At 72.0% G+C, this 12,201-nt stretch carries 12 protein-coding genes; 5 read left to right on the top strand and 7 right to left on the bottom strand.

Features of this window, described 5'->3' with window-relative positions; genetic code table 11:
* Both ACIBAG_RS36535 and ACIBAG_RS36530 read right to left on the bottom strand, forming a co-directional pair.
* Positions 1 to 974 (bottom strand): maltotransferase domain-containing protein (locus ACIBAG_RS36535; RefSeq protein WP_399111249.1); only part of this gene is annotated, 974 nt, incomplete at its 3' end.
* Positions 975 to 1,043: 69 nt separating this feature from the next.
* A complete protein-coding gene (locus tag ACIBAG_RS36530; protein WP_399111247.1) occupies positions 1,044 to 1,346 on the bottom strand; it encodes a DUF5133 domain-containing protein in 303 nt (100 codons plus the stop codon).
* A gap of 299 nt (positions 1,347 to 1,645) precedes the next feature.
* Here ACIBAG_RS36530 and ACIBAG_RS36525 point away from each other — a divergent pair, with 299 nt between their 5' ends.
* Positions 1,646 to 2,158, top strand: a complete 513-nt coding sequence (locus tag ACIBAG_RS36525) for a pep a2 (protein WP_399111246.1) — start codon at positions 1,646 to 1,648, stop codon at positions 2,156 to 2,158.
* On the top strand, positions 2,155 to 4,311 hold the full coding sequence (gene glgX / locus ACIBAG_RS36520) for a glycogen debranching protein GlgX (RefSeq protein WP_399111245.1): 2,157 nt from the start codon (positions 2,155 to 2,157) through the stop codon (positions 4,309 to 4,311). Before ACIBAG_RS36525 ends, glgX begins: the two co-directional genes overlap by 4 nt.
* Before the next feature lie 19 nt (positions 4,312 to 4,330).
* Here glgX and ACIBAG_RS36515 read toward each other — a convergent pair whose 3' ends face one another.
* A complete protein-coding gene (locus ACIBAG_RS36515; RefSeq protein WP_399111243.1) occupies positions 4,331 to 5,131 on the bottom strand; it encodes a VOC family protein in 801 nt (266 codons plus the stop codon).
* Positions 5,132 to 5,299: 168 nt separating this feature from the next.
* Between ACIBAG_RS36515 and ACIBAG_RS36510 the strand changes: the two genes are divergently transcribed.
* A complete protein-coding gene (locus ACIBAG_RS36510) occupies positions 5,300 to 5,638 on the top strand; it encodes an ANTAR domain-containing protein (protein WP_399111242.1) in 339 nt (112 codons plus the stop codon).
* A 41-nt stretch (positions 5,639 to 5,679) separates the two neighbouring features.
* Here ACIBAG_RS36510 and ACIBAG_RS36505 read toward each other — a convergent pair whose 3' ends face one another.
* Positions 5,680 to 6,471, bottom strand: a complete 792-nt coding sequence (locus tag ACIBAG_RS36505) for an RNA polymerase sigma factor SigF (RefSeq protein WP_399111240.1) — start codon at positions 6,469 to 6,471, stop codon at positions 5,680 to 5,682.
* A gap of 415 nt (positions 6,472 to 6,886) precedes the next feature.
* Between ACIBAG_RS36505 and ACIBAG_RS36500 the strand changes: the two genes are divergently transcribed.
* A complete protein-coding gene (locus ACIBAG_RS36500) occupies positions 6,887 to 7,405 on the top strand; it encodes a hypothetical protein (RefSeq protein ID WP_399111238.1) in 519 nt (172 codons plus the stop codon).
* A gap of 223 nt (positions 7,406 to 7,628) precedes the next feature.
* On the opposite strand, the gene hemC is transcribed toward ACIBAG_RS36500, so the two are convergent.
* Together hemC and ACIBAG_RS36490 are read right to left on the bottom strand one after the other, a co-directional pair.
* Positions 7,629 to 8,564 carry a hydroxymethylbilane synthase gene (gene hemC / locus ACIBAG_RS36495; RefSeq protein WP_399111236.1) on the bottom strand — a complete coding sequence of 312 codons (936 nt, stop codon included), beginning with the start codon at positions 8,562 to 8,564 and terminating at the stop codon, positions 7,629 to 7,631.
* Positions 8,565 to 8,581: 17 nt separating this feature from the next.
* On the bottom strand, positions 8,582 to 9,808 hold the full coding sequence (locus ACIBAG_RS36490; RefSeq protein WP_399111234.1) for an MFS transporter: 1,227 nt from the start codon (positions 9,806 to 9,808) through the stop codon (positions 8,582 to 8,584).
* A 171-nt stretch (positions 9,809 to 9,979) separates the two neighbouring features.
* On the opposite strand from ACIBAG_RS36490, the gene ACIBAG_RS36485 reads away from it, so the two are divergent.
* Positions 9,980 to 10,987, top strand: coding sequence for a DUF5937 family protein (locus tag ACIBAG_RS36485; protein WP_399111233.1), 1,008 nt, complete (start codon positions 9,980 to 9,982; stop codon positions 10,985 to 10,987).
* Here the strand turns inward: ACIBAG_RS36485 and ACIBAG_RS36480 are convergent.
* Entirely contained in the window at positions 10,968 to 12,029 is a 1,062-nt protein-coding gene (locus ACIBAG_RS36480) for a questin oxidase family protein (RefSeq protein WP_399111231.1), read from the bottom strand. The genes ACIBAG_RS36485 and ACIBAG_RS36480 overlap by 20 nt on opposite strands.
* Positions 12,030 to 12,201: the final 172 nt, after the last annotated feature.

The raw sequence follows: 12,201 nt of genomic DNA, 5'->3' as shown, positions 1-12,201 counted from the left end.
TCGGGGGAGCACTGCAGGGCGAAGTCGAGGGCGATCTCCAGGCCCAGTTCGCGGGCGGCGGCCACGAAGCGGTCGAAGTCCTCCAGGGTGCCCAGATCGGGGTGGACGGCGTCGTGGCCGCCCTCGGGGGAGCCGATCGCCCAGGGCACGCCGACGTCGTCCGGGCCGGCGGACAGGGTGTTGTTGCGGCCCTTGCGGAAGGTGGTGCCGATGGGGTGGATGGGCGGGAGGTAGACGACGTCGAAGCCCATCGCGGCGATCGCCGGCAGCCGGCGCGCGGCGGTGGCGAAGGTGCCGTGCGGGCGTTCGGGGGTGCCCTCGGAGCGGGGGAAGAACTCGTACCAGGAGCCGAACAGGGCCCGCTCGCGTTCCACCAGCAGCGGCAGCGGATCGGACGCGGTGACCAGGTCCCGCAGCGGATACCGCCCCAGCACCGCGTCCACGTTCGCCGCGAACGCCGCCTCCAGCCGCGACACCGGCGGCAGCGAGTCGTCCCGCAGCGCCTCGGCGGCGGCCAGCACGGTCGCCCGCCCCGCCTCGTCCGGCACTCCGGCGGCCGCACGCTCGTACAACTCGCCGCCCTCTTCCAGGACCAGCCCGACATCGATCCCGGCCGGAACCTTGATCCGGGCCGTACGGCGCCACGTGGCCACCGGATCACTCCAGGCCTCCACGTGAAACGTCCAGTGCCCAACGGTCGGCGGCGTCACCTTGGCGCCCCAGCGATCGCTGCCCGGGGCCACCTCGTGCATCGGCGTCCAGGGGCCGGGGCGGCCGTCCGGATCGGTCAGCACGACATTGGCGGCCACGGCGTCATGGCCCTCCCGGAACACGGTGGCCGTGACCTCGAAGGTCTCACCCGCGACCGCCTTCGCCGGATGCTTGCCGCACGCCACGGCCGGCTGTACGTCCCGTACCGGGATGCGGCCGATCGTCCCGGTCCGCCGACCGGTCCTCGTCTTGGTCCTGCCCATGGTTCACCTCCACCGTGCTCGAGGCCGGGCACCAGGCCCGGCCGGGGATCCAACTGCGCCCGAAGGCGGCTACCTCCCCGCGAGGAAACGCCACCGCCGTGATCTCGACGGCCCCCGTCGCGCCACGGCGCGCAGCTGGGGCCGCTCGTCCTGTTCCCGGAGGTAGGCCGCCAGGGTGATGCGCAGATAGCGTTCCGCCGCGTCCGCGGCCTCGCGCGCGCAGCGCTTCCCCATCAGCACGCACAGCGTGTAGCCGGCGTCCTCGAAGGTGGCGCGCACCGCATGGTCGGCCGGGGCCGCGAGCATGGCGCGCTCCCAGGCCCGGTATCGCCGCAGTTGCCGGGCGACTTCGGCTTTGGCCGGTAGCAGCATGGCGCCGTTCACCTTCCGGGCTGCTCGACGCCGCGTCTCCCGACCGTCGGGCGGAACCCGCGCGCGTACACGCACGGGTTCCGTTACGGGCATCGAGGTCTTCACACATGGTGCATGGTCGACGACTCAGCGTCCTGTTGGAGCTTCAACTACCTCGGATGCCCGCTCGTGTTGCACGAATGGCGTACCGCACCCACCCTGGAGTGACTCAGAAGCGATCAGTGCTCACGCTCCGTGCTCGGGGCCCGCCCCGCAGGGGCGAGGAGAGCGGGAGCTCGCGCGGTGAGGAGGTAACGACGGTGAAGACCGCAGTGCCCTGCTACTACCACCTCGATGTGGAAGTCAGCCCCGAACGGGTGGGTCAGGTCAGCCGAATTCTGGCCGCTCACCTCAGGTACTGGGACCTGGAGACGCTTGTCGAGCCCGTCCGCCACGGCACGGAGATGCTGCTGCGGGCCATCGACGAGCACGCGACGGACAAGAACACCTCGATCGAGATGTGGTGGAACGGCCAGCACCTCATCACCGCCATCGGCGACAACGACCGCGCCCTGCGTCCGGACCACGAACTGCGTGCCTGCCTGCAGCACCTGGCCGCGATGAGCGACGGTTGGGGCTGCTGCGCCACCGAGACCGGCAGCAAGGTCATCTGGTTCTCCCAGCGCGCCCGCGCCGGGCAGCACGCCCCGCTCGTCCCGGCGGCGCCCGCGCCCAGCCTGCGGGAGGCGCTTCAGGTGCCCCGCGAGGTGCCCGTCACGGCCATCGCCGACGCGGCGGGCACTCGGGACGGCGCCCTGGAGGAGGCCCGGTGAGCGCGCGACGGCGCCGCAAGGACCAGTGCAAAGGGGTGCCCGCCTGGAGCGGGCACCCCTATCCGCTGGGCGCCGCCTTCGACGGACAGGGCACCAACTTCGCCCTGTTCAGCGAGGTCGCCGACCGCGTCGAACTCGTCCTCGTCGACGACAAGGAGCGCTACACCCCGATTCCGCTCACCGAGGTCGACGGCTTCGTCTGGCACGGCTACCTGCCCGGGGTCGGCCCCGGACAGCGCTACGGCTACCGGGTCCACGGCCCCTGGGCCCCGGACCTGGGCCACCGGTGCAATCCGGCGAAGCTGCTGCTCGACCCGTACAGCAGGGCGGTTGACGGCCGGGTGGACAACCACGCCTCCCTCTTCGAACGCACCCCGGGCGCCCCGTCCCCCGCCGACAGCGCCGGGCACACCATGCTCGGCGTGGTGACCGAGCCGTACTTCGACTGGGGCGACGACCGACCGCCCCGGCGGCCGTACGCCGACACCGTCATCTACGAGGCGCACGTCCGCGGCCTCACCCGCACCCACCCCGACGTCCCGCCGGACCTGCGCGGCACCTACGCCGGACTCGCGCACCCCGCGGTCGTCGAACACCTGACGTCCCTCGGGGTGACCGCCGTCGAGCTGATGCCGGTCCACCAGTACGTCCAGGACGGCGTCCTGCTCGACCGGGGCCTGTCCAACTACTGGGGCTACAACACGATCGGCTTCTTCGCGCCGCACAACGCCTACGCCGCCCGCGGCACCCGCGGCCAGCAGGTCGACGAGTTCAAGACGATGGTGAAGGCGCTGCACGCGGCCGGCCTCGAAGTGATCCTCGACGTCGTCTACAACCACACCGCCGAGGGCAACGAGCGCGGCCCCACCCTCTCCTTCCGCGGCATCGACAACGCCTCCTACTACCGCCTGGTGGACGGCGACTGGGCGCACTACTACGACACCACCGGCACCGGCAACAGCCTGCTGATGCGCCACCCGTACGTGCTCCAGCTGATCATGGACTCGCTGCGCTACTGGGTCACCGAGATGCACGTCGACGGCTTCCGCTTCGATCTCGCGGCGACGCTGGCCCGCCAGTTCCACGAGGTGGACCGGCTCTCGGCGTTCTTCGACCTGATCCAGCAGGACCCGGTGATCAGCAGGGTCAAGCTGATCGCCGAGCCGTGGGACGTGGGGGAGGGCGGTTACCAGGTGGGCAACTTCCCGCCGCTGTGGTCGGAGTGGAACGGCAAGTACCGGGACGCCGTACGGGACTTCTGGCGCGCCGAACCCGGTTCGCTCGGCGAGTTCGCCTCCCGGCTGACCGGCTCCTCCGACCTGTACGCGCACAGCCGGCGCCGCCCGCGCGCCAGCGTCAACTTCGTGACCGCGCACGACGGGTTCACCCTGCGCGACCTCGTCTCGTACAACGACAAGCACAACGAGGCCAACGGCGAGGGCAACCGGGACGGCGAGAGCCACAACCGTTCCTGGAACTGCGGCGTCGAGGGCGAGACCCGCGACCCGGCCGTACTGCGACTGCGTGCCCGCCAGCAGCGCAACTTCCTCGCCACGCTGCTGCTCTCCCAGGGCATCCCGATGCTCTGCCACGGCGACGAACGCGGCCGCACCCAGGGCGGCAACAACAACGCCTACTGCCAGGACAACGACGTCTCCTGGATCGACTGGCGCACCACCGACGACCAGCGTGCGCTCACCGACTTCACCCGCTACGTCATCGCCCTGCGCGCCGCCCACCCCGTCCTGCGCCGCCGTCGCTTCTTCCGGGGCGAGACAGCGACCCATCCCGAACAGCCACTGCCCGACCTGGTCTGGCTGCGGCCCGACGGCCGCGAACTGACCGACGACGACTGGCACCGCCCCGACGCCCACTCCCTGGCGGTCTTCCTCAACGGCGACGCCATCGCCGAACCCGACGCCTGCGGTCGTCCCGTGGTGGACGACTCCTTCCTGCTCCTGCTCAACAGCTACTGGGAACCGGTCGAGTTCCAGCTCCCGGACATCACCTACGGCGAACGCTGGACCACGTTGATCGACACGGCCGAACCCCAGGGCCCGCCGGACGAGTCGGAACACAAGGCGGCCACCGCCCTGCTGGTCGAACGCCGCAGCCTGGTGCTCTTGTCGAGACCCTCACGACAGCACCTGTGAAAGCCCTCCCCGCGGAGCGTCAGCGTTCCCGATGCGAGGTAACCGTGAACTGCGCCCCGTCAGGATCGCGGAGCACAGCCTCCTCACTGCCCTTCGACAGCACACTGCCCCCGTGCAACTCCGCGGCCCGGGTGCACCCCTCCACGTCGTCCACCGCGAAGTGAACCTGCCAGTGCGGCCGGATCGTCGGATCCGGCGCGGCCTCCAGCGCACCCGACTCGATACGCGCCACCACATCGCCCCCACTGCGCAGCACGACCTCTCCGCCCTCGTAGCGGACCTCGCAGCAGCCGGGCCGCTCCGTCGCCCAGTCGAGGACCTCGCCGTAGAAGAGCGCGGCGTCGAAGGCGTCACGGGTGTGCAGCCGGATGAACGTGGGCGCGGCCCGGCGCCAGGTCTCCCAGTTGGAGATGAGCTCCCCCTCCCAGATGCCGAACGTCGCCCCGTCCCGGTCGGCCAGCAGCGCGGCCCGTCCGGGCGGCAGCGACAGCGGCCCGACGGCCGTGGTGCCGCCGCGCTCCTGCACCCGCGCCACCGCCTCGTCCGCGCTGGGCACGGCGAAGTACGGCGTCCAGGCCACGGCCATCTGCCACATCGAGGCGACCGCCGCGATCCCCGCCACCGGCACGCTCTGCGCCAGCGCGACCCGGAAGCGGTCGCCCAGTTTGGCCGGCCGCCAGCGCCAGCCCAGTACGGCCGAGTAGAACTCCTGGGTGGCTTCCAGGTCGCGGCTGGTCAGGCTCACCCAGCAGGGCGCGCCGAAGACGGAGTGGGTGGACACGAGCTCGGCCGTGCCCCGGGGGTTTCGCACATCGTTCATGGCAGTCGCGTCCTGGTCTCGCACGACCGGCGGCCACCGGTCCTTTCCCAGTGTCCGGCCGGAACCGTTCCGGGGCCTGTCGAGTACCCCCGGCAGAGCGCCGAAACGGCCGGGGACCAGCCCTTCGCCTCACTGGCATGCGTCCGGCAAAACGACGAGGATGGTGACGTGGCACCGACACCGAACGAGCCCGCCGACAAGAACGAGACGGACCGGATACTCGAGCTGGAGGAACAGGTCGACCAGCTCAAGGAAGCCGTCGTCTCGCATGCGGTGGTGGACCAGGCGATCGGCATGGTCGTGGCCCTCGGGCGCGTGGCGCCGGACCAGGGCTGGGCGGTGCTGAAGGACGTCTCCCAGCACACGAACATCAAGCTCCGCCATGTCGCGGAACTGATTCTCATCTGGGGCAAGGACGGCAGGATGCCGCCGGAGATCGCCGTCGAACTCGAAGAGGCCCTCGAACGCTACGGCCCGACCCAGATCCCCGGATCGGCACAGGACTGACTCCTCGCCCCTTTCACCGCTTCGGTGCTCGGCCGCCGGGCTCAGCGGGCCTCGGCGAGCAGTTCCTCGCGCAGATGGGCGAAGCAGCCGCTCAGCAGCCGCGACACGTGCATCTGCGAGATGCCGAGCTGCTGCGCGATCCTGCTCTGGGTCATCCCGCCGAAGAACCGCAGGTAGAGGATGGTCCGCTCACGTTCGGGAAGCCGCTGCAGACACGGCTTGACGGCCACCCGGTCGACGACCACGTCGTACGCCGGATCCGGACCGCCGATCGCGTCGCCCAGCGCGTAACCGTCCGTGCCGGGCATCTCCGCCTCCAGCGACAGCGCGGAGAAGCACTCGAGGGCCTCCATCCCGGTGCGCACCTCACCCACGGTCAGATGCGCGTGTTCGGCGATCTCGGAGATCGTGGGCGCGCGGCCCGGGGTCCGCTGGGACAGCTCCTTCGCGGAACTCCGCACCCGGTTGCGCAGGTCCTGGACCCGGCGCGGCACGTGCAGTGTCCACATGTGGTCGCGGAAGTGCCGCTTGATCTCGCCGGTGATGGTGGGCACCGCGTACGCCTCGAAGGCGTGACCGCGTGCCGGGTCGTAGTGGTCGACCGCCTTGACCAGTCCCAGGGCGGCCACCTGGTACAGGTCCTCCAGGGACTCCCCGCGGCCCTTGAACCGGACGGCGATCCGCTCGGCCATGGGCAACCAGGCGCGGACCAGATCGTCCCTGAGTTCCTTCCGCTCCGGCCCGTCGGACAGCCCGACGAGCCGGTCGAACGCCTCGGCGGTGTCGGGGGCGTCGTCGTGCGGATGCTGCTTCGTTCTGGTGGTGGCACTCATGAGTGCGCACCTCCCTCAGCAGGTGCTGACTGGACAGACACCATGGGAGGCGCGGACTCGGACCTCATGGGGACATCCAGGAACACCCTGGCGGGCCGGCTCCCACGGACGTGCCTCCGGTCCGAAGCACATACACGTACATTCCCCGCTGAACCGGCATCCGAAACAAAATTCGTGAATACCACTACCTGTTGCCGTCGAATGACAGTGTGTTGTCGGCGTCGCGATCTTGGCGCGGAACGTGATGTGCGGCACGTGGGTGAACACGGCCGGCGGGCCGGTGGGCGGATTCTCGCTGCCCACGGCTTGATCGGTGATCAAGGGGGCGAATTGGCTGGCCACAGCGCATTCTGCTCATTTGACAGTGCACTGAGCGCAAAGATAGGAAGCAGCTCTCTGGGTCGAGAGGTGGATTGTGTACGAGCCGAACGTGGTCGGGGACTGGCACGAGTACGACGAGCATGCCGGTCTGCGTGTCCGCGTCCACCGCCTGGAAGCCGCCGAGCCGCCCCGCGGACGGGACGACGCCGCCGAAGGGCTGACCTACTTCAGGATCCGCGTCACCGTCGAGAACCGCGGCGAGAGGCACCTCGGCATCCACCTCGAGGACGGCCAGATCGATGTGCGGATCGGCCGCGACGGCGAGGCCGCGTTCATCGACTGGCGCAACTCGCAGTTCATCGAGGGCTTCGACGTCTACCCGCTGCGCCGGGCCACGGCCGTGCTGTACGCCGCCGGCCCGGAGGCGAGCCTGGGCCAGGTCGACGTCCAGATCCAGCTGCGCGTCGAGGAGGAGTGGGCCGACCGCCGGCTGTGGACCGGCGGTCTCGGCCTCCAGGAGACGGTCGGAGCCCACGCCGCCACCCTGCGGGACGGCCTCGCGCTCCAGGTCAGCGACTTCCTGCGGGAGCAGGCCGAAGAGGGCACCGCCTGACGCGCGAGCGGTTCGCCGCCCGGTGTCCCGGTGCGGGTGCCCGGTTCAGAGCCGGTGCCATATCCCCGGCCGGGCGCGCGACGCCTGGCACGCACTCCCCCAAGCTCTTCGAGCAGGAGGACCCCCAGCCGCGTTGCCGAAACGCCCACGTGGCTCCTCCCCCATGCGCGAACCGAGCTTGGCACGCCGCGCGCTGATCCGGCCGGGGATATGACACCGGCTCTCAGTGCGGGATGCCGTCGATGATCTCGCGGGCCCCCTGGCGCAGCAGCGCGACCGCCACCGACGTGCCGAGCGTGGCCGGGTCCAGCCGGCCGGCCCATTCGTGGGCGTTCAGCCGCGTCTTGCCGTCCGGGGTGAACACACAGGCCCGCAGGGACAGCTCGCCGCCGCGGTCCACGCGCGCGTACCCGGCGATCGGGCTGTTGCAGTGCCCCTGCAGGACGTGCAGGGACATGCGCTCGGCCGTGGCCTCCCGGTAGGTGTCCGGGTCACCGAGGCCGCTGACCGCGTCGATGAGCTCCGTGTCGCCCTCCCGGCACTGCAGCGCGAGGATGCCCGCACCGATCGGCGGCATCATCACCTCGGGGGAGAGGACCTCGCTGATCACGTCCGTCCGGCCGATGCGTTCGAGACCGGACACCGCCAGCAGCAGCGCGTCCGCCTCACCGGCGGCCAGCTTCTCCAGCCGCCGGTTGGCGTTGCCGCGGAACGGCACGCACTCCAGGTGCGGGTGAGTGGCGGCCAGCTGGGCGACGCGGCGCACCGAGGAGGTGCCGATCCGGGTCCCGGCAGGCAGCTCGTCCAGCGTCAGGCCGCCGGGGTGGATGAGGGCGTCCCGGATGTCGTCGCGCTTCAGGAACGCGGCGAACGTGGTCCCCGCGGGCAGTGGCCGGTCGGCGGGAACGTCCTTGACGCAGTGCACGGCGAGATCCGCCTCGCCCGCCACCAGGGCGGCGTCCACCTCCTTGGTGAACGCCCCCTTGCCCTCGACCTTGGAGAGATCGCCCATCCACTTGTCACCGGTCGTCTTCACCGGCACGACCTCGGTGCGTACACCGGGGTGCAGGGCCGCCAACTCGGCGCGGACACGTTCCACTTGGGCGAGCGCCATCGGCGAGTCGCGGGAGACGATACGGATCAGTTCAGGGACGGACATGCGGACACGATAGACCGTCACAACCCCGCGTCCGCACGGTACCGCCCCATTCCCGCCCCTCCGTCGCCCGCCGCCTCGTCCTTCCCGGCCGCCCGCGCCGCAAGGCCAAGCACCGCGAGCGCCCCCACCGTCAGCAGCCCCCCGACGAGGAACGTGCCGCGCACTCCGACCCAGGACAGCAGCGCGCCGCCGAGCAGGGCACCGGCGGCGATGCCCACGTTGTAGGCGGCCGAGTTGGCGGCGAGGGCCGTCTCGGTGCGGCCCGGCGCCACGTGCAGCACCCGGCTCTGCGCCGCCATGAAGACGGTCGAGACCGAGGCGCCCAGCAGCATGACCAGTACGACGGCCACCGCCGGGACGTGACCCGTCGCCCCGAGGCCGAGCAGGGCCGCCGCCTGGGCCGCCACCGGCAGGGCGAGCGTGGCACGCGGGAAGCGGTCCAAAAGCGGCCCGGTCACCAGGACCCCGGCCAGCGCCGCCCCGCCGAAGGCGAACAGCGCGCCACTCACCGCGTCCTCCCCGAATCCGCTCACCTCCTCCAGGAAGGCGACGACATAGGTGAACCCGGCGAAGGCGCCGGTCACCGACAGGGCGGTGACGGCCAGCACCACGCGGAACCCGCGCCGGTCGGGGGCCGCGCCGTACGCGGAGTGACCCTCCTGCGGCCGGGACGACGGCAGCAGCCCGCCGATGGCCAGGAGCGAGATCACGGCCAGCACGCCGAGCAGCGCGAACGGAGTGCGCCAGCCGGTGTGCCCGCCCAGCCAGGTACCGGCCGGAACCCCGGCCACGGTGGCCAGCGAACCGCCGACCGACAGCAGTCCGATGACCCGCCCCCGCCGCTCCGGCGGGAACAGACCGACCGCGACCGGCCCCATCACCGCCCAGAACAACGCCTGGGCCAATGCGGTCGCCACCCGAGCGGCCAGCAGCACTCCGTACGACACCGCTCCCAGCGCCGACACCCAGCTCGCCACCGCGAGCAGACCCAGCAGCCCCGCCAGCAGATACCGGCGCGGCACGGACCGGGTGACATGGGCGAGCGGCAGCGACGCCACGGCCACGGTCAGACCGTACCCGGTGACCAGGGCACCCACGGCCGCGAGCGACACCCCCAGGTCCTCCGCCATGAGCGGGAGCAGGCCGACCGGCAGGTTCTCGGTGGTGTTGAAGGTGAACGCCGCCAGCATCAGCGCCGCGACGACGGCGGCACGCCGCCACGGTGCCGGACCTACGCTGCCCATCCAACCGCCTTTCCAACAGGGGGAGTCGGGGCAAGCGTGCGGTCTCCGCGTGAACGCCTCTACTCTTTCGGTCGAGGACGAATCATCGGGCCTGAACCCTCGACAGGCCGGGCCCTCGCCGAACCGCTGCCTCGGGCTCGGGGCGAACCGCCGCTCACCATGGGGGCCGCCATGCCGCTGACCCTGCACCTCGGCACCGACGACCTCACGCGCTGCCGGTTCGCGATCTCGCCGCTGTGCCAGACGCACGAGGCGCTGCGCCTGCTCCGCCGCCCGTCCCGGCACGGCTACCACCAGGGCTGGCTGCGTCGCGTACGCCGTACCGTGGCGGCCCTCGACCTGGCACCGCTGTGGCTGTTCGTCCCCCCACCCGGTGGCTACACCCCGGACTTCCTCGGCGCGCCCCCGCACGAGCCGTACCCCTCCTTCGACGACGAGCTGGCCCGCATGCGCGCCACCGACCCGGCCCTGGCCCACGCGGAGATGGTCCGCTCCCTGGCCTGCACGCCAGGTCTCGCCGAGACACCGCAGGGGCGTGCCGCGCTCGACGACCCCGCCGCCACCGTGCACCGCCTGGCCGACCTCACAGAGCGGGCCTGGCACGCCCTGCTCGCCCCGGACTGGCCACGCCATCGCGCCGTCCTCGAGGCGGACATCGCGCACCGCTCGCGGGCGGCGGCCGACGGCGGCCTCGACGCCCTGCTCACCGGGCTGCATCCGGCCGTCGACTGGGCCGGCCACACCCTCACCCTGCGCCGGTACGCCGATGTACCGGACGCACAACCCCCGGACGGCAGAGGTGTGTTGCTGATGCCGAGCGTGTTCGTGTGGCCGGACGTGGTGAGCGGCTTCGCCCGGCCCTGGCAGCCGACGGTCATCTACCCCGCGCGAGGCATGGGCCGCCTCCACACCGCCGAGGCGCCGCGCCCGCCGTGGGCGCTCGCCCGGCTGCTCGGCCACCAGCGCGCGGCCGTCCTCGCCGGCCTCACCACCCCCTCCTCGACGACGGAGCTGGCCCGCCGCCACGGCCTCGCCCCCTCGACCGTGTCGGCCCATCTCTCGGTCCTGCGCGAGGCGGGCCTGCTGGTGTCCCGGCGGCAGGGCCACTACGTGCTGTACGGCAGGACTGCCCTGGGCGACGCCCTGGCCGAGGGGGACGTCAGACCAGCGGCCGGCTGATCTCGACCGCCCGCAGGGCGGCGGCGAGGGCGGGCTCGTCCCCGACGTCCAGGGCCGTGTCGGCGAGCTTGATGACGTGTTCGTCCCCGTGGGCGAGGGCCTTCTCCATGACCTCCTCGGCCGTCAGCCGCGTCGGCGGCAGGTAGGCGACCGGTTCCACGGGCCCGTACATCGCGGTGACGGCGGCGGAGGCCGTCCAGGCCGCGTGCAGGCTCGGCGCCCACAGGTCGCGGGGGAGTGCGTCGAGGGTGCGCAGGACGGCGTTGGGTGCGGTCGCCGCGTGCACCAGCATGGTCGGCTCGCCGTGGCCGTGGGTGGCGTAGCGGTGGGTCGCGGCACGGACGAGTTCGGCGAGGCGGGCCCTCGCGGTGTCCGGGTCGGTGACGTCGCCGGCCCAGGCGGGCAGGCGGTGCACGGCGGCCAGACGGTCGCGGAATCCGAGGTGACCCGGCTCGATCGCCGGTACGGCGTCCAGGGTCTCGGCGGCGGTCGGGGCGCCCGGAAGCGCGGTGACGCCGGCGACCGGCTGATGGCGTGCCGCCCAGTAGCCCAGCGCGTGCGCGAGTTCGGTGAGCCGGGGCGTGTTCTCGCCCGCCAGCAGGGCGCGTACGGCGTGGCCGGCCCGGATGACCGTGTGGGTGGCGCCGCCGTACATCCCGGGCAGCAGGCGCGGCCACCACTCGGCGAGGACGCTCCTCCAGGGGTGGTCGGCGAGCGTGCGGGAGAAGTGGTCGGTCCAGTCGGCGACGCGTCGTGGATCGCCCAGTGCCGACGCCCAGTTGTCGTCGGTGATGGGGGCGACGCGGGCGGGGAAGTCCTCCAGCCGGTCGCGGTAGAGGTCCAGCCAGTGGTGGACGGCCCCCGCCCGGCCGTGCGCGGCGAGGGCTTCGACGACCATGGGCGCGTGGTTGGACAGCCAGCCGTCTCGTTCGGGGCCGGATGCGTGGAGGCGTTGCAGGGCTTCTTCGAGCTGTCCGCCGCCGTTGCCCGTACCGCTCGTGCTGCCCGTCCCGCTCGTGTTGTTCGTCTCGCTCGTATCCATGAACGGGACGCTATGCGGCCTGCCGGCGGGGCGGGATCGGGCGCGGGACCGAAGCTCGCGCGTGCCTGGGTCCTAGGCCGTGTCCGCAAAGTCCCGCCTGCCCCGCGGGCGGACGACGGGACTTTGCGGACACGACCTAGGTCCCGCGCCCGATCGCCTCGCCGGATCACGC

Source organism: Streptomyces sp. NPDC051243 (assembly GCF_044455405.1).
Classification (GTDB): domain Bacteria; phylum Actinomycetota; class Actinomycetes; order Streptomycetales; family Streptomycetaceae; genus Streptomyces.
Note: the sequence above shows the minus strand (reverse complement) of the source record. Positions and strands in the feature narration are given on the sequence as shown.

Bases quoted from the DNA above. Each gene is read 5' to 3' on its own strand.
- ACIBAG_RS36530 (WP_399111247.1), bottom strand. From the start codon at position 1,346: ATGCTGCTACCGGCCAAAGCCGAAGTCGCCCGGCAACTGCGGCGATAC.
- ACIBAG_RS36515 (WP_399111243.1), bottom strand. From the start codon at position 5,131: ATGAACGATGTGCGAAACCCCCGGGGCACGGCCGAGCTCGTGTCCACC.
- ACIBAG_RS36505 (WP_399111240.1), bottom strand. From the start codon at position 6,471: ATGAGTGCCACCACCAGAACGAAGCAGCATCCGCACGACGACGCCCCC.
- hemC (WP_399111236.1), bottom strand. From the start codon at position 8,564: ATGTCCGTCCCTGAACTGATCCGTATCGTCTCCCGCGACTCGCCGATG.
- ACIBAG_RS36490 (WP_399111234.1), bottom strand. From the start codon at position 9,808: ATGGGCAGCGTAGGTCCGGCACCGTGGCGGCGTGCCGCCGTCGTCGCG.
- ACIBAG_RS36485 (WP_399111233.1), top strand. From the start codon at position 9,980: ATGCCGCTGACCCTGCACCTCGGCACCGACGACCTCACGCGCTGCCGG.
- ACIBAG_RS36480 (WP_399111231.1), bottom strand. From the start codon at position 12,029: ATGGATACGAGCGAGACGAACAACACGAGCGGGACGGGCAGCACGAGC.